At 39.9% G+C, this 24,210-nt stretch carries 25 protein-coding genes and 4 pseudogenes; 14 read left to right on the forward strand and 15 right to left on the reverse strand.

What is annotated here, in order from left to right:
* Positions 1–81 precede the first annotated feature (81 nt).
* Both PN838_RS20585 and PN838_RS20590 read right to left on the reverse strand, forming a co-directional pair.
* Positions 82–900: a mechanosensitive ion channel family protein gene (locus PN838_RS20585; protein WP_215965401.1), complete on the reverse strand. Its 819-nt coding sequence runs from the start codon at positions 898–900 to the stop codon at positions 82–84.
* 288 nt (positions 901–1,188) lie between these two features.
* Positions 1,189–2,442 carry a hypothetical protein gene (locus PN838_RS20590; RefSeq protein WP_272181816.1) on the reverse strand — a complete coding sequence of 418 codons (1,254 nt, stop codon included), beginning with the start codon at positions 2,440–2,442 and terminating at the stop codon, positions 1,189–1,191.
* A gap of 387 nt (positions 2,443–2,829) precedes the next feature.
* Between PN838_RS20590 and PN838_RS20595 the strand changes: the two genes are divergently transcribed.
* The 9 genes and pseudogenes from PN838_RS20595 (at position 2,830) to rraB (ending at position 10,434) form a co-directional block, all read left to right on the forward strand.
* Positions 2,830–3,495: a caspase family protein gene (locus tag PN838_RS20595; RefSeq protein WP_272181817.1), complete on the forward strand. Its 666-nt coding sequence runs from the start codon at positions 2,830–2,832 to the stop codon at positions 3,493–3,495.
* The gene (locus tag PN838_RS20600) at positions 3,390–3,950 is read left to right on the forward strand and encodes a caspase family protein (protein WP_370661056.1); all 561 of its coding nucleotides are present in this window, start codon (positions 3,390–3,392) and stop codon (positions 3,948–3,950) included. Before PN838_RS20595 ends, PN838_RS20600 begins: the two co-directional genes overlap by 106 nt.
* Positions 3,947–4,675: a formylglycine-generating enzyme family protein gene (locus tag PN838_RS20605; RefSeq protein ID WP_272181819.1), complete on the forward strand. Its 729-nt coding sequence runs from the start codon at positions 3,947–3,949 to the stop codon at positions 4,673–4,675. Before PN838_RS20600 ends, PN838_RS20605 begins: the two co-directional genes overlap by 4 nt.
* 310 nt (positions 4,676–4,985) lie before the next feature.
* The gene (locus PN838_RS20610; protein WP_272181820.1) at positions 4,986–5,249 is read left to right on the forward strand and encodes a hypothetical protein; all 264 of its coding nucleotides are present in this window, start codon (positions 4,986–4,988) and stop codon (positions 5,247–5,249) included.
* Between the two features lie 32 nt (positions 5,250–5,281).
* Positions 5,282–5,515: a hypothetical protein gene (locus PN838_RS20615; RefSeq protein WP_272181821.1), complete on the forward strand. Its 234-nt coding sequence runs from the start codon at positions 5,282–5,284 to the stop codon at positions 5,513–5,515.
* A 46-nt stretch (positions 5,516–5,561) separates the two neighbouring features.
* Complete coding sequence (locus PN838_RS20620; RefSeq protein WP_272181822.1) at positions 5,562–6,743, forward strand: diguanylate cyclase domain-containing protein; 1,182 nt, start codon at positions 5,562–5,564, stop codon at positions 6,741–6,743.
* Positions 6,744–6,945: 202 nt separating this feature from the next.
* Positions 6,946–9,251, forward strand: a pseudogene (gene parC / locus PN838_RS20625) (DNA topoisomerase IV subunit A).
* A 96-nt stretch (positions 9,252–9,347) separates the two neighbouring features.
* Positions 9,348–10,089, forward strand: a pseudogene (locus tag PN838_RS20630) (1-acylglycerol-3-phosphate O-acyltransferase).
* 3 nt (positions 10,090–10,092) lie between these two features.
* A complete protein-coding gene (rraB, locus tag PN838_RS20635; RefSeq protein ID WP_215965407.1) occupies positions 10,093–10,434 on the forward strand; it encodes a ribonuclease E inhibitor RraB in 342 nt (113 codons plus the stop codon).
* 85 nt (positions 10,435–10,519) lie between these two features.
* Here rraB and PN838_RS20640 read toward each other — a convergent pair whose 3' ends face one another.
* On the reverse strand, positions 10,520–11,707 hold the full coding sequence (locus PN838_RS20640) for an MFS transporter (RefSeq protein WP_272181823.1): 1,188 nt from the start codon (positions 11,705–11,707) through the stop codon (positions 10,520–10,522).
* A 151-nt stretch (positions 11,708–11,858) separates the two neighbouring features.
* Here PN838_RS20640 and PN838_RS20645 point away from each other — a divergent pair.
* Positions 11,859–12,754, forward strand: a pseudogene (locus PN838_RS20645) (LysR family transcriptional regulator).
* 25 nt (positions 12,755–12,779) lie between these two features.
* Here the strand turns inward: PN838_RS20645 and PN838_RS20650 are convergent.
* Positions 12,780–13,277, reverse strand: a complete 498-nt coding sequence (locus tag PN838_RS20650) for a P-loop nucleotide/nucleoside kinase family protein (RefSeq protein WP_272181824.1) — start codon at positions 13,275–13,277, stop codon at positions 12,780–12,782.
* A gap of 389 nt (positions 13,278–13,666) precedes the next feature.
* Positions 13,667–14,908, reverse strand: coding sequence for a sodium:proton antiporter NhaD (gene nhaD / locus PN838_RS20655; protein WP_215965411.1), 1,242 nt, complete (start codon positions 14,906–14,908; stop codon positions 13,667–13,669).
* A 243-nt stretch (positions 14,909–15,151) separates the two neighbouring features.
* Between nhaD and PN838_RS20660 the strand changes: the two genes are divergently transcribed.
* The 3 genes from PN838_RS20660 to PN838_RS20670 are packed head-to-tail and all read left to right on the forward strand — an operon-like array spanning position 15,152 to position 17,959.
* On the forward strand, positions 15,152–15,760 hold the full coding sequence (locus tag PN838_RS20660) for an MlaC/ttg2D family ABC transporter substrate-binding protein (protein WP_272181825.1): 609 nt from the start codon (positions 15,152–15,154) through the stop codon (positions 15,758–15,760).
* Between the two features lie 36 nt (positions 15,761–15,796).
* Complete coding sequence (locus PN838_RS20665) at positions 15,797–16,618, forward strand: mechanosensitive ion channel family protein (RefSeq protein ID WP_272181826.1); 822 nt, start codon at positions 15,797–15,799, stop codon at positions 16,616–16,618.
* The gene (locus tag PN838_RS20670) at positions 16,619–17,959 is read left to right on the forward strand and encodes a magnesium transporter (protein WP_272181827.1); all 1,341 of its coding nucleotides are present in this window, start codon (positions 16,619–16,621) and stop codon (positions 17,957–17,959) included.
* A gap of 180 nt (positions 17,960–18,139) precedes the next feature.
* On the opposite strand, the gene PN838_RS20675 is transcribed toward PN838_RS20670, so the two are convergent.
* From PN838_RS20675 to PN838_RS27975, 9 genes and pseudogenes are all read right to left on the reverse strand, one after another.
* On the reverse strand, positions 18,140–18,415 hold the full coding sequence (locus PN838_RS20675; RefSeq protein ID WP_215965414.1) for a hypothetical protein: 276 nt from the start codon (positions 18,413–18,415) through the stop codon (positions 18,140–18,142).
* A gap of 91 nt (positions 18,416–18,506) precedes the next feature.
* A complete protein-coding gene (locus PN838_RS20680) occupies positions 18,507–19,388 on the reverse strand; it encodes a LysR family transcriptional regulator (RefSeq protein WP_272181828.1) in 882 nt (293 codons plus the stop codon).
* Positions 19,389–19,527: 139 nt separating this feature from the next.
* Entirely contained in the window at positions 19,528–19,689 is a 162-nt protein-coding gene (locus tag PN838_RS20685; RefSeq protein ID WP_272181829.1) for a hypothetical protein, read from the reverse strand.
* Positions 19,667–20,115, reverse strand: a pseudogene (locus tag PN838_RS27600) (tyrosine/phenylalanine carboxypeptidase domain-containing protein). Before PN838_RS27600 ends, PN838_RS20685 begins: the two are co-directional and overlap by 23 nt.
* Complete coding sequence (locus tag PN838_RS20700; RefSeq protein WP_334313548.1) at positions 20,109–20,498, reverse strand: tyrosine/phenylalanine carboxypeptidase domain-containing protein; 390 nt, start codon at positions 20,496–20,498, stop codon at positions 20,109–20,111. Before PN838_RS20700 ends, PN838_RS27600 begins: the two are co-directional and overlap by 7 nt.
* 23 nt (positions 20,499–20,521) lie before the next feature.
* A complete protein-coding gene (locus PN838_RS20705; RefSeq protein ID WP_272181831.1) occupies positions 20,522–20,728 on the reverse strand; it encodes a hypothetical protein in 207 nt (68 codons plus the stop codon).
* A 137-nt stretch (positions 20,729–20,865) separates the two neighbouring features.
* Positions 20,866–21,516: an N-formylglutamate amidohydrolase gene (locus PN838_RS20710; protein ID WP_272181832.1), complete on the reverse strand. Its 651-nt coding sequence runs from the start codon at positions 21,514–21,516 to the stop codon at positions 20,866–20,868.
* Entirely contained in the window at positions 21,500–22,207 is a 708-nt protein-coding gene (locus PN838_RS20715; RefSeq protein WP_502592191.1) for an ATP-grasp domain-containing protein, read from the reverse strand. Before PN838_RS20715 ends, PN838_RS20710 begins: the two co-directional genes overlap by 17 nt.
* Before the next feature lie 50 nt (positions 22,208–22,257).
* A complete protein-coding gene (locus PN838_RS27975; RefSeq protein WP_502592192.1) occupies positions 22,258–22,545 on the reverse strand; it encodes a hypothetical protein in 288 nt (95 codons plus the stop codon).
* A gap of 288 nt (positions 22,546–22,833) precedes the next feature.
* Between PN838_RS27975 and PN838_RS20720 the strand changes: the two genes are divergently transcribed.
* Positions 22,834–23,178 carry a MaoP family protein gene (locus tag PN838_RS20720; RefSeq protein ID WP_215965418.1) on the forward strand — a complete coding sequence of 115 codons (345 nt, stop codon included), beginning with the start codon at positions 22,834–22,836 and terminating at the stop codon, positions 23,176–23,178.
* Positions 23,179–23,358: 180 nt separating this feature from the next.
* Here PN838_RS20720 and PN838_RS20725 read toward each other — a convergent pair whose 3' ends face one another.
* A complete protein-coding gene (locus tag PN838_RS20725; RefSeq protein WP_215965419.1) occupies positions 23,359–24,156 on the reverse strand; it encodes an alpha/beta hydrolase in 798 nt (265 codons plus the stop codon).
* Positions 24,157–24,210: the final 54 nt, after the last annotated feature.

The raw sequence follows: 24,210 nt of genomic DNA on the forward strand, positions 1-24,210 counted from the left end.
ACGCTTAGACATAAAAAAACCAGATATAAGTTTTTATATCTGGTTTTTATTTACGGTCTGAATACAAGACAATGTATGTTATCAGTCGTTTTTATGAACGTGAACATCCATTTGTGGGTAAGGGATGCCGATTTCAGCTTCATCTAGAGCGATTTTAATTTGTTCAGTAAGATCGAATTTTACTGTCCAAAAATCAGCTGTATTTGTCCAAGGCCTAACAACGAAGTTAACAGAAGAATCTGCAAGTTCAGCGACAGCAATTGTTGGAGCTGGGTCAGCTAATACTTTCTCATGACTTGTTACGATATCAGTTAGAAGCTTTTTAGTAACTTTAAGATCAGCGTCATAGCTTACGCCAATTACCATATCTACACGACGGGTAGCTTCACGTGAATAGTTAACAATTGCGCCGCCTGTGATTGTAGAGTTAGGGACGATAACAACTTTGTTGTCACCGGTTTTAAATATAGTTGAAAATATTTCAATTTTTACAATGCTACCAGCTACGCCAGCCGCTTCGACAAAGTCACCCGCTTTAAATGGTTTTAAAATGATGATAAGAACACCAGATGCGAAGTTTGACAACGAGTCTTTTAGCGCTAAACCAATGGCTAAACCAGCCGCACCTAAGATAGCGATAAAGGACGTTGTTTGTACACCAATTTGCGACAGCGCCATTAGCACAACCGCCACTAAGACGAGTGCATAAACCAAGCTACCTAAAAAGCCACTTACAGCTTTATCTACATTCTTTTTCTTTAACGCTTTTTCTAGCAAACCACTAATTGCACGAGCAATCATTTTACCAACGATAAAAATCGCTATGGCATAAGCTAGCTGAATACCAGATTCAACTATTTGATCTGAGTTATTTGAAAACCAATTAACTACTTGTTCCATGAAACTTCCTCTTAAAAATTAAACTTAATAATATGATTTGAATATGACAACGCTATGGCATTGATCCATAGGTCGTAAACTTTAGTACGGCTTCCGCTACTTTATTCGTATTTATCGCGTTTTCAAAGACGTGGGTATTAAATTGACTGTTTTTCGTCAATTTTGCACTCTTCTTTAGATTTACATCGCGAATTGTCGAAGTATTGTCGGTAATCACTGGCTTGTCACTTTTTATTTGTGTGCCTAGTCTTTTTTGTTGCTCAGGTTTATTTGATCTTGATTTTCTAACTAAACCTCGTGTTTTCCTCGCAACCTGTGAAAACGAGCCGTTAATGAGGTAATAAGTCCCATCAAATTGCGTAGTTGGCAGCTTGTCGTCTGGGTAGTCGAGTGTGCCGAACGCTTGAATCGATTCACTGCCATAGGGGCTGTCACGTCAAACTGACCGATATCAACCCAACGGTTAATTTGTTCAACTCCGAGGTAGTGAATGAATTTCTGATTATCGCTACTGTCATTTAAATCCACTAAATATGACTGTGACTTTTGACTATTCTGGCTGTGACCTACGAGATAAAAATAGCCAGGATGCGAAAGCTTTACCAGTAACTTAACGGTTTGGCCTTTTTCAAATAGCAAATCTCGGGAACCTTTATTTGTTTTAATCTGGATCTTGAAGTCATTGCCAATTATATGTTCTTTAATGAGTTGTTGGTCAAACTCTAATGATTTAGGTAGGTAATCTAAATTGGCAATTGCGCCTAATGTCAATTGCTGGCTATTGGCATGGACAATTTGTTTGTTTTTTTCTTTAACTAGGGCAATTAAGTTGTTTTGAATGTTGATGTGCTTTTCATTATACGAATAGTTTCCTGTTAGCTCGTAAAAAGCATAGTCTCGGTCAGAAATAACATCTAGATGCGAAATTATTTTTGCCCTGAGTGTTCTAGAAAATGGCGTAACTTCTAACGATTCAATTGGGGTGAATGGTTTCACAAATATACGACGGTATTGTTTTAACGGAGTTGCAATCGCAATAGCGAGTTCGTCGATATTGGAAGGTCTACTTTGAATATTAGCCAAAGCGCTATTAATTTGTGGCTCACTCACAATAGGGCTGCCAATGGGGGTATTTGGTGCGAGTAGTTCATAAACGACAACGATTGTTTTGAGCTGTTCATGAAGCAATAACAGCTGCTGTAATTGTGCAAACTTGTCGTTACCTAATGACTTTTTAGTCAGTTCCCAGAGTTCATCAATTTGACGAATCAGCCGAGTTATTTTGGCCGCATAAAGTTCAGCCTGTGCTTCGCCAAGCTCTACGGTGCAGTGATGTTCGTTATTAACCCGTAAACAATCGTTTTGAGTCCCCATAATCTGCAGTTGCGATGACAATTTGCTGGTTAGTCGATAGTAATTTGCTGTTTGAGTGCTTCGCTCAACGTGCGTTTTAGTTTCTACGTAGACGTACAGATTTTGCTGTAAATCAGATAAAGCGAGCTGTTTTGCCTGCGCCAAAGATTTGTCGACCCCGAGCCCCATATAAGACATTGCCATTAATGATTGACAAAAAACGACATTAACAGGGCCGCTAATATAGAAATGTTTTTTGACATTTAAATGCCCTCATTAAATTTTGTTGCTTTTTATCAACCGTTTATACCATCGACTTGCGTTTGTAAATCGACCTAAGCTCGTTCGATGTTAGCGTATTAGTGTAAACACTGTATTGCAAACTTTAGGCCTAATTTACATCGGCATAAAGATTGCTTTTGTACTTAATAAATAATTTGTACTTAATTAATAATTTGTACTTAATTAATAAATCGATTGGTCATAAAACCAATAGGCTCATTTCGATAGTCGACAAACTTTAAAATTAAGTTGGCTGGTACAGTAATAGGTGATGGAGATTGCGTGGGAAATAAAATGATTAACCAGTTAGCTATCTTTATTTTTGCTTGTTTGTTGATGCAAACGGATTCTCTTGCTGGATCAAAAATAGAAAAAATCGCGCTGGTGATTGGCAATGCGAATTACGACGACTCTGATTTGAAATTAGACAATCCGATAAATGACAGTGTGGCAATGAGTCGCAAGCTTACCGATCTTGGTTTCCAAACTCATCTAATCCACAACACGAATAAAGGGGCGTTTGAATCAAAGTTTGCAGAGTTTATCGCTGATATTAATGTTTTGAAGGCGAAAAACGACAATGTTGTAGTAACTGTGTTTTATGCGGGTCATGGTGTTCAGCTAAACAGAGTGAATTATTTAGTGCCTGTTGATACGCAATTGATGCAAAAAGAAGAATTGAATAACCGTGATATCGAACAGCAATTTATCTCAATGCAATGGGTGACCGAACAGCTAGAACAACAAAATAACTTATTGAATATTGTGATCTTAGATGCCTGCCGGGATTTACCCTTCACCTCACTAAATAGCAAAGTGGGCGGTTGGACTGAAATTGTGAAACCGAACTTTTTGTGGCTTTTGGAACCGGTCCTAGTGAACAATCTCTTGACGGAAAACGAAATGAAAACAGCGTTTATGTCTCTGCTATTTTGTCCCATATCGACTCCCCGGGCATAAATTTATCACAGTTGTTTCAACGGGTTAGGCTGGACGTAATGGAGGAAACTGAGGGGTTTCAAGTTCCTCAAGAATCAAATCGGTCGGTTTACGATTTTAGCTTCAGTCAAACCCAATCTAGCAGTAGCCAGTTTTACATTGCCTTTTTAATTGCCATTGTCGGTGTTTTGGCGCTGGGGCTATTGCTCTTATGTAAACTAAAGGTATTTTCTGAATTTAATCCTTTGCAAACATCTAAATATAGATTGGCCAGTGTCGCTGTATTTACCTTGGTGGTTGGTGGTTTTACATTAACTCAATTTATCGATTCATCAGGGACAATTGAGCAGTATTTCAAAAAGTTAGCGGTGTCACTTAATACCAAAAGTGATGGGGAAAATGGGGCTATAAATGGATCTGAAATTGACGCAGGAACTTTTGATAAAAAAGAGCAAACAAAACCACTGAGCAGATGAGCGCTGCACAAACGCCTGCTGAATATACTGTAATTGAATCAAATGAAATGGCAATCAATGCAGACCGAGGGTTGAAAAGAGTTGCACCAAAAAGCGTCGCATTCGGTAATAAACCTAGCGTGTTAGATGAATTTGAAGCTAACAGGACAGAACAAACCAACAAACAAATTGTAGAATCAATGTTAAGGGCAATGGTTCGGTTTGAAGGCGGTTCATTAGAACTCGGGTCTAATCAATTTGGCAAAGAATCAAAGCCTGTCATAGTCACCTCAGTTGAGGCTTTTTCGATAATGTCCCATGAAGTAACAAATGAAATGTATCTACTTTGTGTAGACAGTGAGTCATGTGTCTTAGACTCAGTGAAACGTTCGTCACTTGATGCTCTGCGTCCTGTCGAGTCAGTCAGTTATGAACAAATAACAAAACAATTTATACCTTGGCTTAATGGCCTATCTGATATCAAATTTCGATTACCTACAGAATTAGAGTGGGAATATGCTGCCAAGTTTGGGGTGGATGACCCATTTAATGAAAAATTACTTTTAGGTGAAATAGAAGCCAATTGTGCCGATTGTTTTGGTAAAAGCTTTGGACGTAGAACCGCGCCGGTTATGAGTTATTCACCTTCAATATCAGGGGTATTTGACTTACTTGGAAATGTCAGTGAGTGGACAGCAAGTTGCTGGACCCCGAATTACCAGCAGCAATATTATGGCGACCTCTGACCGAACATCAACAATTGCTCAAATGTCGTGATCAGGGGGCGCTTGGCACCAAAAAATGAAAAACATCTCTAGTACGGGCCGTGAGAAAATGGCCAAGAGCAGAAAAAGCGGCACCATTGGTTTTCGCTTGGCATTGTCGTTTTAGTTCTCTTTAACATTGCGTTTCAAAGTCTAAAGTTGAAGGTATTTAGCTAATAAAAAATAGTCGGATTGGTTTTTGTCTCGTTACCTGCCAAAATAGTGACATACGTTTAATCGATATAACTGTATAGAGCGATTGAAATTAATGCTTAAATTTGTGTTGCAGATAATGTCAGCTTTTACTTTGTTAATTGTTAGTTCAGTTGCTTATAGTCAAAACTCGCCTTTTGTTGACGATGACAAAGTGGTCGTTGTTGGCTCTATTGACGCCTTAGAAATTGAGCAGATGCCAGCAAAGTTTGCTGACTTTTCCGCCATGATTAGCTATATCGATTCACAGCAGGACGAAAAGCCAAAGCGTGTATTACAGTCAATAATCCGGTTTTTGGAGGAGAGTTCGTCACTTTCCCCAGAACAAAAAAGGTGCTACTGACACATAAAGCCCAGCTTCAAAAACATTTAGCTATGCCTCATAAAGCCATTGCAACTATGGCTGAAATACATCAATTAGAGCCCAACTTAGACAATACCGAAAAACAACAATATGCAAGTGAACTCGCCGAATTATATCAACAGGTAGGGAATTATTATCACGCCATTGAATATACTCAGGCGGCTTTTAACTTTGCGATCTCAAATCAAAATGTGCGTGATGCGGTTATGTTCGGTCAGAGGCTAGCCAGCTATTTTTATTCTTAAATGACCTAGACTATAAGCACAATCTTGGGTCGCCAAGGCAGAAAACTTGGCTGTTAAACAGGGAAATAACATAACTAAGATTGTCTTCTATTTAGAAAAGGCTCGTTGGCATAAAGAAAACCGAGAGTACTTTTTAGCAGAAGTCGCCGCCAAAAGTGCAATAAACATTGCATCTCACTTATCTCTGCCAAATATTGCACGCGAAGCGTCTCTTTTGTTAGTTGATGTCTTATTAATCGAGCGTAAATTTTCAACTGTTGAGCCATTGTTACAATCATTATTTGACCAAGCGCATGCCATTCGTGACCGAGCTGCACAATTTGAGGTAGTGATAGCAATTGTCGAATTACAGCTTAAACAGAAGAAAATTGAAGAAGCACAGCACTTTTGGACAATGGCGAAACAATTACAACGATTTGCCTATTCAATGCCAAATGCACAAAAGCTAAATAACCAATTGATAGGGCAACGAGTTCAGATATTAATGGCGCAGGAAAAATGGCAGCAGGCGCAAAGTGAAATTGTCCAAATACCATATCAAAATAATGTTCAATGGTATGCCCGATACATGTCCATATTATTCAATGTTAACGACAACATAGACATTACCGCAGAGCTTGCGGCGTACGTAGAGTTATCAATAGAACAAGCGACTCAGGCAAAACTACAAAAAATAGCATACGAATCAAAATTGTTAGCGATAAGCAAAGAAAATTTACAACAGCAGTTGGCGTTAACCCAAGTTAACGCCGACAATACGATTAACAAACTTCGCCGTTTAATCGATGCGAAGTCAAATTTAGTCACCGCCTTGTTTGTCATCCTTATCGTTTGTTTAATAACGATTTATATTAGGCATTTTAAGCCTACAAACTTACTCATTGCTGATAGTTTAACTGGCCTGCCCACCATTAATGGGTTGCCTGATATTACTGAACCATTATTTTTGCAACAAACACCATTTTCGTTTTTGTTATTCGACCTAGATAATTTTGCGCAGCTCAATGAAAGCCAAGGGTTATCAGGTGGAGATCAAGTTTTACAACAAATGGTCGCGGCTTTAACCTTATTACTGCCGCCAAATTGTATTTTAGGGCGATTACAAGGTGATACTTTTTTGTTGTCGCCACCGATTTTGACCGTCAACAAGCAAAAATATTGGCCGACCGAATTAGATTGCAGTTGCATAAATGTGACGCTTCCATACAATCAAATAAGTTGGGATTAACAGCGTGTGTCGTTGTAGCTGAATCTTGTGAGTTTTCAGATATTAGTCAAATGATAACGGCGACCAAAACACACTTGAAACAAATCCAAGCAACGGCGGTTGATAAGACTGTCGTTTTTGAAAGTAACTGTTAGAATTCTATTCAACTGACTTGCGCTAAACTCGGATATCGCCGAATTATAATAATAAAAGGGTAATACGAATGACCGAAGTGACGACCACCATAAGCAGTGATGGTGTTGAACAACTGCCACTTAGACGCTTTACTGAAGATGCATATTTAAATTATTCCATGTACGTCATCATGGATCGTGCATTACCTCATATTGGTGACGGCTTAAAGCCTGTTCAACGACGCATTATTTATGCAATGAGCGAATTGGGACTGTCGGCTACCGCAAAATATAAAAAGTCTGCTCGGACCGTTGGCGACGTTTTAGGTAAATACCACCCTCACGGCGACAGTGCGTGTTATGAAGCGATGGTATTAATGGCGCAGCCGTTTTCTTACCGTTACCCTTTGGTTGATGGCCAAGGTAACTGGGGTGCTGCAGATGATCCTAAGTCATTTGCTGCAATGCGTTATACCGAAGCTAGGCTTTCACGAGTTAGCGAACTTCTATTATCTGAATTAGGTCAAGGAACCGTTGAATGGCAACCCAATTTTGACGGTACTATGGATGAGCCAAAAACACTTCCTGCACGTTTACCTCACATTCTACTGAATGGTATTACAGGCATTGCGGTTGGTATGGCGACTGATATTCCACCTCACAATATTCGTGAAGTGACCAATGCATGTATTCACTTACTCAAAGATCCTAAAGCCGAGCTATCTGACTTAATGGGTTATGTACTGGGCCCAGATTACCCGACAGAAGCTGAAATTATTACACCATCTTCTGACATTGCGAAAATTTACGAGACGGGCAAGGGCAGCATTAAAATGCGCGCGACGTACGTTGAAGAAAGCGGTGACATTGTTATTAACGCGTTACCGCATCAAGTTTCTGGTGGCAAGGTGTTGGAGCAAATTGCAGCTCAAATGCAGGCGAAAAAGCTACCGATGATCACCGATCTTCGTGATGAATCAGATCATGAAAACCCAACTCGGATCATCATTGTTCCGCGTTCAAATCGCGTTGAAATTGAACCTGTAATGCAGCACTTATTTGCTTCAACAGATCTAGAAAAGAACTATCGCGTTAACTTAAACATGTTAGGACTCGATGGTTTACCTAAAGTTAAAGGTCTTAAACAGATATTAACTGAATGGTTAGAATATCGTCGCGAAACGATTACCCGAAGATTGCAATATCGACTCGATAAAATTTTAGCAAGACTCCACATCTTAGAAGGTTTGTTAACAGCCTTTTTGAATATTGATGAAGTCATCGAGATTATCCGTGCGAACGATAAACCAAAGCCGGTATTAATGGAACGTTTTGCTATCTCGTCGACTCAGGCAGAAGCCATTTTAGAATTAAAATTACGCCAATTAGCTAAATTGGAAGAAATGAAAATTCGTGGTGAGCAGGACGAACTAGCAAAAGAACGTGACACCCTTGAAGCTTTATTAGGCTCTCGCGTTAAGTTAAGTAACCTCATTAAAAAAGAACTTGCTGCAGATGCTGAAAAATATGGTGACGACCGCCGTTCACCAATTGTTGTGCGCAGTGAATCAAAAGCAATATCAGCCAAAGACTTAGTGCCAAGTGAGTCGATTACGGTGGTGGTTTCAGACAAAGGTTGGGCACGTTGTGCTAAAGGGCATGGCATTGATGTTGAAGGGTTAAGTTATAAATCTGGTGATGGATTTAAAGATGCGGCCCAAGGTAAGAGTAATCAGCAAGTCGTGTTTATCGCCAGTTCTGGACGCAGTTTCTCGACAGAGGCGCATACCTTACCGTCGGCGAGAAGTCAGGGGAACCACTAAGTGGTCGATTTAGTATTGTCGCGGGTGAAGTGATTGAACATGTCATTATGGCCAAAATGGACAAACAATATTTAATCGCATCCGATGCAGGTTACGGGTTCGTTTGCACGTTTGAAGATATGGTGACGCGACAAAAAGCCGGTAAAGCACTTGTTAAATTGCCAACAGGGGCAAAATTAAACGCACCTCAACCGGTTTATGATATTGAAACGGATTCGTGTTTAGCGATTTCCAATGAAGGCCGTATGTTGGTTTTCCCTTTAAAAGATTTACCAATACTAAGCAAAGGTAAAGGCAATAAGATCATCAATATTCCTTCGGCACGTTCTGCGAGTCGCGAAGAATATGTTCGTCAACTCGTTGTCGTACCGCAGGGTAGTGCCGTTGTGTTGCATGCGGGTAAGCGTAAATTAACATTGAGTGAACGTGATATTGAACATTATCGCGGTGATCGTGGACGCAGAGGAAGTAAACTTCCACGTGGTTTGCAACGAGTCGACAAAATTGAAGTCGAGGATATTGTGGTGACAGACGTTGAACAAATCGAATCTGATGGCAACGCTGCTATTTAATTTGGCTTTATAGATAGGCATTAGCGCAATATTTAGCTAACGAGTGTACGCTGAGTTTGTTACAATGCCGTCCTATTTTTTATTGGAGCAATCTACGTGTTGAAATTAGTTCGCCTACTCATGTTGGCGGTATTTTTTGTGTTGTCTACCCTATACCTTTTATTGTTTATGGTAGTTAGACCATTTAAGCCAAATAACGTATGGCATGTAGCTCATACCTATGGTTTATTTTTGCCTTTTTAGGGGTGAAAACCGAGATCCGTGGTGAGCACAATATTCCAGATACACCTGTTGTTTATGTTGGCAATCACCAAAATACGTATGACATTTTTACAGTTGCAAACGCCGTGCAACCAAATACCGTTAGTATTGGTAAAAAGAGCCTTAAGTGGATGCCATTTTTTGGTCAAGTTTATTGGTTGTCAGGCAATATCTTAATTGACCGCAAAAACAAAAATAAAGCCCACGGCACAATTAGTCAGGCGGCGAAAAAATTAAAGAACAAAACATTTCTGTTTGGCTATTTGCTGAGGGCACTCGTTCGCGAGGTCGTGGTTTATTAAAGCTTAAAGCAGGTGCGTTCCGAACGGCCCATATGGCTGGCGTTCCTGTTGTTCCAGTCGCAATTAGTAATACACATGAATTGATTGATTTGAATCGTTGGAATAATGGCAAAGTTATCATCGAATATTTACCGCCAGTGGCAATTGAACAAGATGATAAAACCTATATTCGCGAACAAGCTGACCACGTACACAATTTAATGGCGGCAAAACTCGAAGAATTAAATACGGAGTTAACGCCAACCACTGCAACTTCTGAAAGAAAGGAAGCATAAGTAATGGAACAAATCGATTGGCAACAATTTACCAATGACATCGTAGAGCAACTACTAGAAGATGGCTCTAATGAAGAAGCTATGTATGTAATAGAGCACCATTTTGTTGCTGACGATGCGACAAAAGCCGATGAAGCTATGCAGCAAGGTTTCCTCAATGGTTGGGACTTATCTGAACTAGAAGTCGCTGAGACTGAAGATGGCGAGCAAGTCTTTTGCTTTGACGTTGAAACTGAATGTCCACTAGATGAAGTTATCATCTTCGAAGAAGTTGAAATCATGGTGGCATTTGCAGAGAAGTCTGGATTGGAATATGACGGATGGGGCACTCACTTCGAGGAATAACCCGTTTGTAAATGAGATAAAAAAGGCTACCGATTGGTAGCCTTTTTGGTTTCTAAACTCGACATTAAATTAACTCAACCGCAATTTAACTTACTTTAGCAAGTAGAGACAGGTTAGCCTTGTTGTCCAATGCCCCGCTTATTCGAGTGAGCACTAACGCAACTAATACTACTACTGCGCCTACCCAAGTTGTATTTATTAAATTAGACTCCGCTACAATAAGTCCGCCACCCCATGCACCTAAAGCAATACCAACATTAAAGGCGGCTATATTGAGACCGGACGCAACATCGACAGCGTCAGGTGTGTGCTTTTGGGCCAGAGAAACAACGTAAACCTGCAAACTAGGGACATTGCCAAAAGCAAATGCTCCCCATACTAAAATTGTAAGTATGGCGGCTATAGGGTGGACCGCAGTAAAACTAAAAGTAAATAATATAATCGCTAGACCGCTAAATATAACCGTTAAGGCTTTAATAGGGCCCATTTTATCAGCCATTTTTCCGCCCCAAATATTACCAATGGCGACTGAAACTCCATAAACCAACATCACTAAACCGATAACATTGCTATTCAGTCCTGTAATGTTGTTTAAGATCGGAGCCAAATAAGTAAATGCGACAAATGTCCCGCCATAGCCAATCGCAGTAATGGCATACACCAATAATAATCTTGGATGTGTCAGTACCTTTAATTGCTCTGAAATTTTCGCCGGTTTTGCTTGTTTGAGGTTGTTAGGAATTAACATTGCACTGCCACACATTGCGATTAGCCCTAATGCAGAAACGGCTAAAAAAGTTGCTTCCCAACCAAAATGCTGGCCGATATACGTACCGAGCGGCACACCTGTAACTAAGGCCACTGTTAAACCTGTAAACATAATTGCAATTGCGCTCGCGGCTTTTTCTTTGGGCACCAATCCAGTGGCAATTGTCGACCCTATGGAAAAGAAAACACCGTGGGCAAGTCCTGTAAGAATTCGGGCTACAATAAGTATTTCAAAACTCGGTGCTTGCCATGCAACAAGGTTCCCTATGATAAACAAGCCCATTACTGTGAGAAGAAGGTGTTTTCTATTCCACTTACCCGTCAGTGCGGTAAGTACAGGCGCGCCAATGGCAACACCAAGTGCATACAAACTAACCAGTAATCCGGCAGAAGGTATCGTTACGTTAAGATCTTGAGCCATAGTAGGTAACAAACCTACGATAACAAATTCTGTGGTGCCTATCGCAAAGGCACTTAGTGCCAAGGCTAGTATTGCTAAGGGCATAATCATCTCCAAATAGTTAAAAGTGTATAGGTGAGCGCATATCCAAATTAATTGGGTTGTCACTTTGCCGACGCTATTATTAAGCGTTATACTGTTGTGATAAATGTGGTTATTGGCAAATCACTTTTGTTGTTAATGGTGTTAATTGGGGTTGGCTTTGGATTTAAAAACGCGTTCTGATGATTTAGAAGTATTACTCTGTGTCGTAGATTCAGGTGGTTTTTCTGCGGCAGCAGATGTGCTCGATATACAGGTTGCTCGGGTTTCGAGGGCGGTGAGTAAAATAGAGAAGCAGCTTGGCGTGAGTATTCTCACCCGAACGATCAGGCGAATAGAATTAACAGAAGAAGGCCGTAAGTTTGTAAATACCATTAGGACTGCATTGCTGTCGATTCAAACTGCAGAAAATGAAATTATTAGTCGTGGCGAACTGCCGGCGGGTAAACTACGTATTAATGCCGCTAGCCCATTTATATTTCATCAATTAATCCCACTAATACACCCTTTCAAATTGGCTTATCCTGATATTGAATTAGAGCTAAGGTCAAACGAAGCATTTATCGACCTTATTGAAAAGAGAACTGATGTTGCAATACGTATTGGTAAACTTGAAGATTCCACATTACACGCTAAAGCATTAGGTAATAGTCCGCTTTATATTGTCGCATCGCCAGAATACATAGCAAAAAGAGGCTTGGCCAAACACCCTAAAGATTTATATCAACATGACATTATTGGTTTTTCCGATATTAAGTCTCTCAATAAGTGGCCTTTAAAGGGAGGAGAGGCAATTGCGCCCACCGTTACAGCAAGTAATGGTGAAACAATACGGCAGCTTGCTTTAACAGGTAATGGCATCGCCTGCTTATCTGGTTTCATGGTTCATGGTGATATAGCGTCTGGGGCACTGATCTCGTTATTAGCGCCATACCGAATACAGAATACGGAAAGAGAACAGATAAATGCTGTATTTTATAAATCATCTGCTGTGGCTAGGCGAATAACTGCTTTTTAGACTTTATCAAACCCAAATTAACACTAAAATAATGTGATCAAAATTTCAGCTTTTCTGTTATTCGCATCTTTCTATGACGGTTAGGTTTTCTGCGGCAATTTCGTTGGGTTCGTCAAAGTACTTTGTCACATGATTAAATACTTGTTCTGTATCGAACTTTGCCCTAGAAGGTTGCTCAATTCGTCTTTGTGCAATTTGTTTTAAACATAACTCATTGCTGGCTTTCAAATAGATAAGCTCATACTTTGCATTCGCCTCCGCACATAAACTAACGAACCACTTTCGTTGATTAATTGTATTTGCAGGGAAGTCCATAATCACATTTGCACCGGTCTTAAGGATGTTTTGCACATGTGTTTTTAATAACGGTTTTAATAAACCAGAAAACCGAATGTAATCTTCAAACGTGGTGATTTGATCTGGATAAAGTGACGCCAGCCATTTATCTTCAGAGATTAGGATCCCATTACGTTCATTGTTGATGTTAACTGCAGCTGTCGATTTTCCCGCCCCCATTTTTCCGCAAAATAGTATTAATGTTCCATTTCTTGCCATTGGCTTTCCTAAAATTTGGCTATCGTTTGCTCGAGTTAATATTTAACTATTATTGCCTATGATTATGGATCTGTGAATCATTTCCTAATTGCAATCACTAACAGGAAATACATTATTGAATCGTTCGGTTCAGATACAAGCGTTAAATCGCTGGGAATTGGCTTTTTCTATGAATAGAGGTATGAAGGAGCTTTGCCTCCGTGATTGCGTAATCGGGGAAATGATGAGTGACTTAAAATAGGGTATTGCGAGCTTGTCCCTCAATACTAATTTTCGTTAAAAACGTTTTCTTATTGGCAAAATAGTAAAGCAAGGACAAACATACACTGCAAAATAATATACAGGGGCGCAGGATGCTGTCCTAGCTTTGCAATTTTAGGATGACATGATTAGTTTAGGACTGTACTTGTCAGTCCATAGCTTAACCAGTAACCAACTGAGTAAGCGACGATTAGGTAACCAAACATCGACAAATAACTGATGAAATTTAGCTCTTTTACTTTACTCATTGCGATAATGCCAGCTGCAGAACCAATGACTAACATCGAACCCCCGACGCCAGTAGCGTAAGTTAGCGCTAACCAGTTTGCTACGTCCATTTCTATGTCTGCTTTTAACAACGCGGCAGTCAATGGTACGTTATCTAGAATTGCAGATAGCATGCCTAGAATATAGTTTGCGACGCTGTAATCCATAGCCGTATATATTTTTGTTAATTGGTTTAACACGCCAACTTCTTTCAAAATGCCAACGATTAGTAAGACACCTAGGAAAAATAGCAGGGTATCAAATTCAATTTCACGAATGTAATTTAAGACGTTTTTATTTGTTTTTCTAACTAAATACTGCGCGATTAAAAACATGCAACTTAAGCCAAACAAAAACGTCAGGACCGGTGGAATTTGATAAAGCGCATTTAAAAACAAAGTGGAGAAGATAGTGACGAGAAACACCGACGCGATGATTTTGTCATTTCGTTCAATGGGTAATGTTTCCTGCTCAAAGGTCAGCTCGCCACGCATATTTCGTGCAAGTAACAATGCGAGAACTAATACCGCAGTAAAAGATGGAATAATTAACAGCAATAAGTTCGCAATGCTCACTTTGCCTTCTAGGAAAATCATCAGTGTGGTTACGTCACCGGTGATGAGTGAAACCCCACCGCTGTTTACTGCGAAAATTATTAATGTTGCATATTTTAATCGTTGACGGGCTGGGATATCGAGAGACGCGATAACAGCAACAGAGACTAAGGTTGCGGTCACGTTGTCGGCAAATGAACTGAACAGAAACGAGAAGCCGCCAATTAATAGCATAAACTTACGTTCGCTCATTTTTTTCGGAAGCAACCGTTGAACGAGATTCGATATAAATCCTTTGCTGTTTAAGTAAGCGACAAATGTCATTGCAGCCATTAGGAACAGCCAAAGCGTCGCAATTTCTAAAATATTTTCGTTTAACTCATTAGTTATCTGCGCTGAGGTAGAACCATGAAGTGGCACAAGGTATGCCAATAACCAACTTAACGTACCAATGAACAAAGTCGACTTTGCTTTATTGACGTGGATGACTTCTTCGAAAATTACCAGTAATAGGGCAATAATCGCCAAGGTACAAATTATTATGGTCATGGGGGCTCTAGGCAGTTAGGTCAAATTTGAAACACATTTTAAAGTATTAACTCTATTATGGAACTGTTTTTATATAATTAAAATTTATTAACCTATACATTTTTAACAAAATTGAACTTAAAACGGCTAGCTAAAACGCCAATCACTGAAATTTGTCACGGCAATTAAAATAATTCGTTTTAATTATTAACGATTTCCCTCTATAACTAACATATAACGTGTTAAACCAAATTGGATTTTATAATGGTAAACCTAAAACAATTAGGGTTAGTGAGTACAATATTTTTTATGGCTTTGTCTTTTTCAATCAAGGCCGAGGAATTGAGTAAAACGGCGACAATCGTTTTTGATCAAGTTGAAGTTGCTTTAAAGCAACTAAAAGCAAATGACGGTTTAAACTCAACCGAATTAAAGGGATTAGTAAATACAGTTGTTTTGCCACATATTGATCACAAGTATTTTACCTTTAAGGTTTTGGGCAAACATTTAGAAAAGTTAACGCCTGAGCAACGAGCTGAATTTGTAGAGTTGCTCACGATAGATTTAGTGAGTAACTACGCAGAGTCGTTAAAAAGGTACAACAACGAAAAAATAACGGTTGTTTCCTCGACCTTAGCACCGTCAGGTAAATTAGCTTCTGTTGCAATGAAGTTTACCGGTCAGGATAAGCCAATCAATGCGACCACCAAATGGCGCATGTCGGATAAAGACAGCGAATGGTATATCTACGATTTTGTCGTTGAAGGTGTGAGTCTATTGCAAACCAAACAAAAAGAATTAGGTAGTCAATTATCTAGCACAGGTATTTTGGGTACGATTGATAAGTTAAAGTCTAAAACAACCAAGGGATAACATTGGAAAATTTATTAACAAGCCAATTTTTTATTAGTGTTTTATTCGTCGTTTTTGCGTGGCTTGGCAAAAACGGCGTCACTCGTTTTATCAAAAAAATCATCTAAACCGGTTGCAGACAAACGTTACTTAATAAACAACACAAAAAACGTAATTAACGCGATTTTATTTATTTCGTTGTTTGCGTTATGGAGTGCTGAGTTACAGCGTTTTGCGTTAAGTATTGCGGCGTTTATCGTCGCTATCGTATTAGCAACAAAAGAAATCATTCAATGCGTTGTTGGATTTATTTATATTTCCAGTACGAATCCATTTCGAGTTGGGGATTGGATCCAAACCAAAGATTTTACCGGCGAAGTAACCGCTACCGATTGGGCAAAAGTGACTTTATTAGAGCTTGACCCAAAAGATCATAGCTATACAGGCCGCAGTGTATTTGTTCCTAATAGCCAATTGATCATGTTGCCGATTATTAACCTTAACTATATGAGACGTTATGTTAATCACTCGTTTTCGATTGTACGAGAAGATACCAACTTTAACCCCTTTATTATAAGGGACGTGATGATTGAGAAGGCCAATCAATATTGTGCCGATTTTAGTGACGTGGCCGAGCGATATAATACTTTGATAGAAACTCGCTTAGATATAAAAATATCTGGGCCGCAACCTGCGTTTATTGTGAGTACAACAGATATAGGCAAAATCAAGATAACAATGAGTTTATTTTGCCCAACAAAGCAGTCTAAAAAGATTGAACAACGATTAGTTGAAGACCTTTTGACGTTATGGTCAATTGAACAAAAGAAACATAAACAGTTAGAAGATACGTCAAAAAACGAAGTGTTGGACGCGTAGATGGAAAACCATTCACTTGCAATAGATTTGGAGCCGCTCATCGCGGCGTTGGCAATTGAGCCTATTGAATTGCCTGATGTCTGCCAAACGTTAAATTCATTTCAGTGGGCTGGTGTATTTGAAGGGTTAACAAATGACCAGCGGATAAAATTGTGGGCGTTTATCCCTGTAGAATTGCAAAGTACAGTGCTCGCTGTTATGCGCGAGGATGCAAGAAATCAGTTTATTGCAGTGTTGCCGCAACAGGTAATTGCAGAGGCTATTAGCTCGGCAACCAACGCAGAAGTAATGGGCATACTAGATGTATTGCCTAAACGTACAGCGGCCAAACTGGTTAACAAACTTGACCCCGTAATGCAGAGTGTTCTCGAAACGTCACTGAGCTATTCTTCAAATCAAGTTGGTCGGTATGCCAACGCAAATGTATATACAGTAAATGAAAAAGCGTCTGTTAAAGACCTTATTAATGAAATTAAGTCGAGTGACATAACAAATGACGGGGGCAGTTATTTTGTTGTAGATGATAGTTTGATATACGTTGGCGAAGTCAAAATTAGCGATATTTTAAATTCCAGTCAAAAAACCGATGTAAAAGAACTGGTCATTCCAAATGAAAAAGTGATTTTAGATCAAGCCAGTTTATTGGAAGCATCAGACTTAGTTCGTGGGTCAAACAAAGCTGCGTTGCCAATCGTGACTAAAACCGGTGTATTTTTAGGTCAGTTTTCAATCCATGACGCACTGGATGTTTTTCAAGCGCATTATGAAGAGCAACTCGCGCATATGGGGAAGGTGAGTGACGAAGACCTCTTTGCACCGGTTGCAGTGTCTGCAAGACGCAGAGCGGTATGGTTAGGGATAAACCTTGTCACGGCATTTCTAGCATCGTTTGTGATCGGCATTTTCGATGCGGTACTCATTGAAGTTGTGGCACTTGCAGTGCTTATGCCTATTGTGGCAAGTATGGGCGGGATTACGGGTAGTCAGACATTAACATTAACTATTCGAGGGCTAGCCACTGGGCAATTAGGTAAAGGTAATTTTAAAGTATTGCGGAGCAAAGAGTTAAAAGTTGCGGCGATAAATGGGGTTTTGTGGGCTATGTTGGTCACTGTCGTCACTATGTATTGGTTCGACAATCCAGGCTTATCTTCAATTCTCGCACTTGCAATGGTGGTCAATATGACAATTGCGTCTTTTGCCGGAATAATGATCCCAATGATATTAGACAAATTGGGGATTGACCCAGCACTCGCGGGCTCGGTGATATTAACTACAGTAACAGACGTAACGGGATTTTTTGTATTTTTGGGCAGTGCAACATTGCTATTTATTCATTAAATCGCAGGGATTCAACACCCTAAATGTCATAGAAAAAGTACGGTTGAATTCATCCTTTTGTTGGTGTTTTTAGGATGAAAATGGAGAGTTAATGCTGTTATTAACTCTCCTATAGAGGCAAGTCTCAGATAGAAAGCAGTTGGGGAAACCGCCTCTTAACTCGCCAAACAACGTATTGTTTTATTTACTTTCGTCGTCTGCAACTTTAGCAAAAGACAAGGCTTGTTCTATCGACGCAAACCCCGTGTATTCATAATATTCTAATTCACTGTTAAGACATTCTAACAAAGATTGTTTATCGATCTCTTCGCTAGTCTGCATGCTTACACAGTAATCATAAGTTTCTTGAACAAATTCTTTATCTGCTGGCTGTGTAACCACGTCACCATCAGCAAACGCCAAAGTGCTAAACATAAAGCTATTTATTAATGCGAACCCAACTAATAGTTTTTTCACGTCTTTTTCTCCTATGGAAAAACTAACGTTAAATTAGTCCCAATTTTGAAAATTGAAAAACGATTAATTTTTGTGGTATCAACAAAAAATATTATTCGACGTTTGAGGCCATTTCTAGAATTGCAGGACGTTGAGGCGATGACTGATCGATAACCTCTACAACTTGCTCAACAATGTCGACATTACGATTATGTTTTTGATAGACGGCGTAGATAGAGCGCTTCATGGCGTGTTTACCTTTTACTCGGTGCAATTCACCACTTTCGATAAAAGGCTCAGCTAGAGCATTAGGAAGGTAGGCGCTGCCACCTTGGGCTAATAAAAAGTCTAACGCGATGCGGCCCGTGGATGTTTTGAGTTTTGGTACAAAATTACGGCCATATTTAGCTTCATGTTCTGACGCAAATTGCGCTCCCCAGTCTACAAAGATATAGCCTTTAGACATGGCTTGTTCGGCACTGACATTAGGTTCACTTGAAACGAGGGACAAATTAATTTGGGCAATTTGTTCACTGCATACTTCGTTAGTCAAGAAGGGGTCAAACATCAGAGCTAAATCTAAGGTGTTATCAATAATAGACGCATGTAATTGACGAATGCCCAACATTTCAGTTTTAAACGCCAATTCATCAAATGCGTTAGCAGCGACGGTCAAATAATTTTGAAAATACGCATCCCACACATTTGGAGTAGCCGCGATAGAAAACGGCATAAGCTTAGCGTCAATTAGCGAAATTTCGGATTTAACTTGCTGCAATGCACGCACCATAGTGGTGGCATAAGGTAATAGTCGCTCGCCAGCGAGGGTCAACGTAATGTTGTTTTTAAGGCGAACAAATAGTGGTGCGTTAACAAACTCTTCGAGCTGTTTTATCCTCGCACTTACCGCAGCTTGGGTAATGTAAAGGTTGTCAGCAGCGCGACCAAAGTGGCGCGTATTGGCAACCTCTAAAAATGTTTTAAATACTTTCACGTCCATGCCAGTAGGATAACTAATCTACTGGGTTAAACAATAGTTTTCTCAATAAGTCAGGGTTTTTGGCCATTAAATATTTGTGGTATTAGATAGATTGTTTTAAAACGCTATCTAATACCACTCATATCCAGACCGGTTAAACGTGCACGCCGCGAATAAGATAATCAATAATGGTGTTTTCTTTGCTTACTTTTAATTCAAAAAGCGGTGCTGATTTTTGTAACATACCACGGGCGATCATCTCAGAAATGACGGGTAAATCGAGTAGACCTGTTTTACCTACCAATAGAATCTTCAATAGGTTCTCCATTTTCAGCCATCGTTACAATGTCGATAAATCCACGTAAGTAAAGGTGGTCTTTTGTAAAGCCACCACCACGATAAACCCGAGTGGTTATTGTGAAGGCTTGTTCTTGGCCTAAGTCGTAGTCATTAACTAACGTTTGATAGGTTTTTAGAAAGTTATTTTGTTCTAACATCAAGTGTACGGCGATAACCCGCAGTGCCAATGACTTAAGGCGGTTCAAGGTTAGGTTGCCCGAGCAATATTCGCTGAATATGGCTAATCCTTCCTGAGTATGGGTATTTCCGACAAGACCGAGGAAAACACTTTAAGCGGTTGAGCACGGGCACTCAACGTCGTAAACATATGAATGCCCAATTCATGGTGCGCAAAAGCACGCAATTCAACGTCGCTGAAGGTCGCGCTTTTATTAATCAACAATTGTTTTTTGAATTGTTAACCATAGCTTTTGCGACGATTTTGGTCGACGTTTCGATTTTACATTCCATCGCCCAATCTGCCGCCTGCTGCTTAAAGTATGCAACCGCACCATCAGCATCAATACGGGTTGGATTAAGCTCAGACTGGATGTCAGGGGCGTGTAAAAGGAATTTAGCGTTAGCAATATCACGGTGACTTGGCTGACCATAATATTTAAGCGAGTTGTAAAGAAACTCGTCTGTACCTATGGTAGTTAACATGTCGATTTTAGTTGCCAAGTTATCCACCACGTGGCGGTACAATTGCTGAATGCCAGCGTCGTCAATGTCTTCAATTGGTAATTTGTACAATTGTTCACGGAACAAGTACGGACTGATATTCAGTTGTTTGTATTGAAACTCAGGTGTTACGGTTGCTTTGCGACCAAAGAATTTTTCTTCTCTGCTGCGATGTTCACCGGATTGATGAAGTTCAAGGTTTCGATGTCTTTACACAGAGCGTAGAGCTTTTTGTCGATCTTGATGACTTCTGGGGTAATCGTCGACGACAATACATCGGCTTTAGAAAAAGATTTTTCTTGCCATAACGACGCATAAAAAGGCGGTGGTTTCACCAATCGATTCTTTGAATCCAGCTTTGAGCTCTTCTAAAACAAGCGGGTATAGCTCACCTGATACTTCATCCATAAAGACTTTTTCGCTTCAACAGGTATGACTAAGGTGTTGTCAAAATGCGAATTAATATGGGTGATCAAATAACCTCGTCCTGGAAGACTTCGTTGCAAGCCGCACGAGTTTCGAGGTTAGGTAATTCGATTTTATTGAGTTCTTTTTCAAAACGCTCAATGACATTGCCCCAGCGTTCAACGTCGATTTGGGCCGTACCAATATTAAATGTTGGTGTATCGGCTTCAATCCGTTGGTAGTTATACGAATGCACGTCAAACACAATCGCGTTGCGGTAAAGCGATTCAATAACTTCAACAAGCGCTTCTAGAATATCGTAAAATGCCTGATGTTTTTCGTGACTCTTTGCTCGTTGACTGGTCGTTAACGGCTTTTCCCAAACTTGTTTATTCCACGCCGTTTTGAAATAAGTAGACAGGGTTTTTGGGCGGTTTAAGTCGTATTCAAAACGCGAATCATTACCGGTAAGTACTATTGGAAACGACGAAACTAAGTCGACGGTATACGGGTCTTCTTCGTACAAACGTTCCGTTTGGCTCAATAAAAACGACTTAGTCAGTTCTTTCCTGAGCTGGTGGCCATTGTGAATTGCAGTACAGATAATTGGCGAATATTCTTCAATTTTAATTGTGAAAGCGCCGTTATCTACGTCAGCATGAAAACATTTCCGTTTTTTAATGAGTGCAATGCACTCTTGTTTAGAAAGCGTTTGCATCTTCAATTACCTGTCTGAATTGAGACTTTCTTGAAACCACTAATTCTTTGGCGTGTACAACACTTTCTACAAAGTCGATCACTTGGGTTTGTAAACGAGTACGATTTAGTTTGTTAATTCTTACGATGCCGCCCGGGCTTAATACATTGACTTCAATTAGTTTTCCGCCAATAACGTCGATGCCGGTAAAATACAAACCGTCGCGCACCAATTTAGGACCGATGTATTTGCAAAGGCGTTTTTCTTGAGCAGTCAATTTATGTTTAACTACAGTGCCACCAGCGTGCACGTTTGAACGGACGTCATCCAACGCAGGAACGCGTTTCATCGCGCCAATTGGCTCGCCATTGAGCATTAATATGCGAACATCACCTTGCTCAGCACCGGGCACATAATCTTGTAAAATAACGTAGTTGCTGCCTTTGCCGTGTTCATCGCCGCCGATGTAAAAGTCCAATAAAGAACGGAAGCTTTGTCGTGCGCTTTTTTCTAATACGATAACCCCACGACCACCAAAACCGTCAAGGGGCTTTAGTATCATTCGGTCACTTTCAGATTCGTCAAAAATACGTTCTAAATAATCACGGTTTTTAGACACGTGAGTCGCTGGAATAAACTCGCTCGCCGTGTCTTGGAATGAGGCGGTATAAATTTTGTTGTTAGCAATTCGCAATCCATCAAGGTCATTCATAATAAAGGTATCGCCTTTAACTGAATCGAGGAAGTTCAGTGCTAATGCATCTAGCGGGGGTTCGCGCGCATGATAATAGAATCAAATCCAGCTAAGGGCAGGGGCGTACGCTTAAATTTAGCTGATTTGTAAAATGTGACGATGTTTTCAGGACACTTCTGAGCTTTGGTAAATACATCGCAAAATGCACTTGCAACACTGTCGCGAATCGTTAAATTATGAATTGTCGAAATCGCCACCGTGTGACCACGTTTTACACATTCGTGGATTAATCGCAGTGTTGTATCTGTTTCAGGGTCCACGCGATCCCACGGGTACATAATAAAGCAAATTTTCATGGTATTTCTGACTCATATATAAACGGGTAAATTTTTGCGGAGGCTACCGACTTATGGTGGTAATTACCCACAAAATATTTTTATGTTATCCATAGAAATCTTTAATGATTAAATGGATATTTCTCCGGCGGGATTTTTAGGGCCTATAAATTGTGGGGTTTAGAGGTCGAGCCCTTGTGTACTGTAAATTACATCGCTTTTGTTTATCGAGATAATAAAAATTATTTGTTTTTCAAATAGGCTAGTGATCTCTATGTTATTGAAAGCAAAATAACAGAGAGTTAATCCATGATAAATATCGAGCTACGTACCGGCGCTAAGCTATTTTTTGATGATTTACATTTTCCTCGCGGTTTCAATCGAAGTGGCGAATTTACAATAAATGAATCGAAACTTCTAACCGATTATGGCGATACCATGAAGCGGTTAGCAGAAGGCACGTTAGATCCAATTAATGAAGAAGAAAAACGCTTCATTCGATGTGCAAATGGAGAGCAAGAAGCAACAACGGTTATTGAAAAAATCTGGCGTAGATACAAGCAGATCATCGTACCAAAAGTCGTAGTGACATTACATGGTCGCGGTATTCCAAATTTTGATATGGACTCATCTGAATACAGCATGGAACTGTAGTTTTAGATTTTTTGGTAAATGGGGATAATATTTCATTGTCTGTCTATTGGGCATTTAGCCAATAATTCGATGTGAAATAAACGCCCCATTTATTGCGTTATGGGACTGTTCAACGCCCGCCGTGCGCCCACCGAGTTATAATGTTTTGGTTGGCTAAATTTAGACTAAAATCAACTGACTTTACTGTTGTTCGATGGCATCAAAAAATAGCAAGCTTTTGGCGACATGTTCGTGCCAATATTGCCATTGGTGGCCACCATCAAATACTTGGTAACTGTGCAGTACACCAAGTTCATCAAACTGTTGACTTAATGTGTTGTTGCTTGCAAAAAGTGCATCGTCTTTACCACAGTCAAATCTAATTGGCGGTAGTGTCGCTAAATTTTGTTTACTCCAATACAAAATATTGTCTTCATCCGGTAACGCACATTGATAGTCCGCAATGGGGTTGTCAATAAAGGTCTGTAAGTCAGTTAAATTTGTTACTGAACTGTGGGCAGAAATGCCGGCGAACCGACTCGCAAATTTTGCACCTAATCTAAGTGCGCCATAACCTCCCATCGACAACCCTGTGATGTATATATTACTTTGTGATGATGCCGCTGGAATATGAGTTTGTACAGCGGTGAGTACATCGTCCATTATCCACTGTTCATAATTGCCATGCTCTTGTAATGGCAGGTATGCTGAACCTTGCCAAAGCCCTCCGTCTGACGGCATAACTAAGATAAATTCATTAAGGCCTTGTTGTCGCAATTTGTCATATACTTGATGCACACCACCTAAATTCATCCATACCCAATTAGAACCGTAAACACCATGCAGCAAAATGACAATAGGTAAATTGTTTTGGCTCGTTGGCTGGCAATAAACATTAACGTCCTGCCGGGCATTTAAATGACTGCTATGAAATGTGAGCATAGTCAGATTGTCGGCCGTGTATTTGGGTTCAGATATTTCAATTTGCGATATTGTCATGATGTTTTGTCGCTCTTTTTATCGATGAATTGAGGTTATGTCTCGGTATCTATG

The sequence above is a fragment of the Psychrosphaera algicola genome (assembly GCF_028401425.1).
Taxonomy (GTDB): domain Bacteria; phylum Pseudomonadota; class Gammaproteobacteria; order Enterobacterales; family Alteromonadaceae; genus Psychrosphaera; species Psychrosphaera algicola.

Excerpts from the sequence above, each read along its gene's own strand:
- PN838_RS20710 (WP_272181832.1), bottom strand. The coding sequence starts at position 21,516 with ATGCAAACGCTTTCTAAACAAGAGTGCATTGCACTCATTAAAAAACGG.
- PN838_RS20715 (WP_502592191.1), bottom strand. The coding sequence starts at position 22,207 with ATGAATGACCTTGATGGATTGCGAATTGCTAACAACAAAATTTATACC.
- PN838_RS20605 (WP_272181819.1), top strand. The coding sequence starts at position 3,947 with ATGAGCGCTGCACAAACGCCTGCTGAATATACTGTAATTGAATCAAAT.
- PN838_RS20650 (WP_272181824.1), bottom strand. The coding sequence starts at position 13,277 with ATGGCAAGAAATGGAACATTAATACTATTTTGCGGAAAAATGGGGGCG.
- PN838_RS20610 (WP_272181820.1), top strand. The coding sequence starts at position 4,986 with ATGTCAGCTTTTACTTTGTTAATTGTTAGTTCAGTTGCTTATAGTCAA.
- PN838_RS27975 (WP_502592192.1), bottom strand. The coding sequence starts at position 22,545 with ATGAAAATTTGCTTTATTATGTACCCGTGGGATCGCGTGGACCCTGAA.
- PN838_RS20595 (WP_272181817.1), top strand. The coding sequence starts at position 2,830 with ATGATTAACCAGTTAGCTATCTTTATTTTTGCTTGTTTGTTGATGCAA.
- PN838_RS20660 (WP_272181825.1), top strand. The coding sequence starts at position 15,152 with ATGGTAAACCTAAAACAATTAGGGTTAGTGAGTACAATATTTTTTATG.
- PN838_RS20670 (WP_272181827.1), top strand. The coding sequence starts at position 16,619 with ATGGAAAACCATTCACTTGCAATAGATTTGGAGCCGCTCATCGCGGCG.
- nhaD (WP_215965411.1), bottom strand. The coding sequence starts at position 14,908 with ATGACCATAATAATTTGTACCTTGGCGATTATTGCCCTATTACTGGTA.
- PN838_RS20585 (WP_215965401.1), bottom strand. The coding sequence starts at position 900 with ATGGAACAAGTAGTTAATTGGTTTTCAAATAACTCAGATCAAATAGTT.
- PN838_RS20725 (WP_215965419.1), bottom strand. The coding sequence starts at position 24,156 with ATGACAATATCGCAAATTGAAATATCTGAACCCAAATACACGGCCGAC.
- PN838_RS20720 (WP_215965418.1), top strand. The coding sequence starts at position 22,834 with ATGATAAATATCGAGCTACGTACCGGCGCTAAGCTATTTTTTGATGAT.
- PN838_RS20590 (WP_272181816.1), bottom strand. The coding sequence starts at position 2,442 with ATGGGGCTCGGGGTCGACAAATCTTTGGCGCAGGCAAAACAGCTCGCT.
- PN838_RS20640 (WP_272181823.1), bottom strand. The coding sequence starts at position 11,707 with ATGCCCTTAGCAATACTAGCCTTGGCACTAAGTGCCTTTGCGATAGGC.
- rraB (WP_215965407.1), top strand. The coding sequence starts at position 10,093 with ATGGAACAAATCGATTGGCAACAATTTACCAATGACATCGTAGAGCAA.
- PN838_RS20615 (WP_272181821.1), top strand. The coding sequence starts at position 5,282 with ATGCCTCATAAAGCCATTGCAACTATGGCTGAAATACATCAATTAGAG.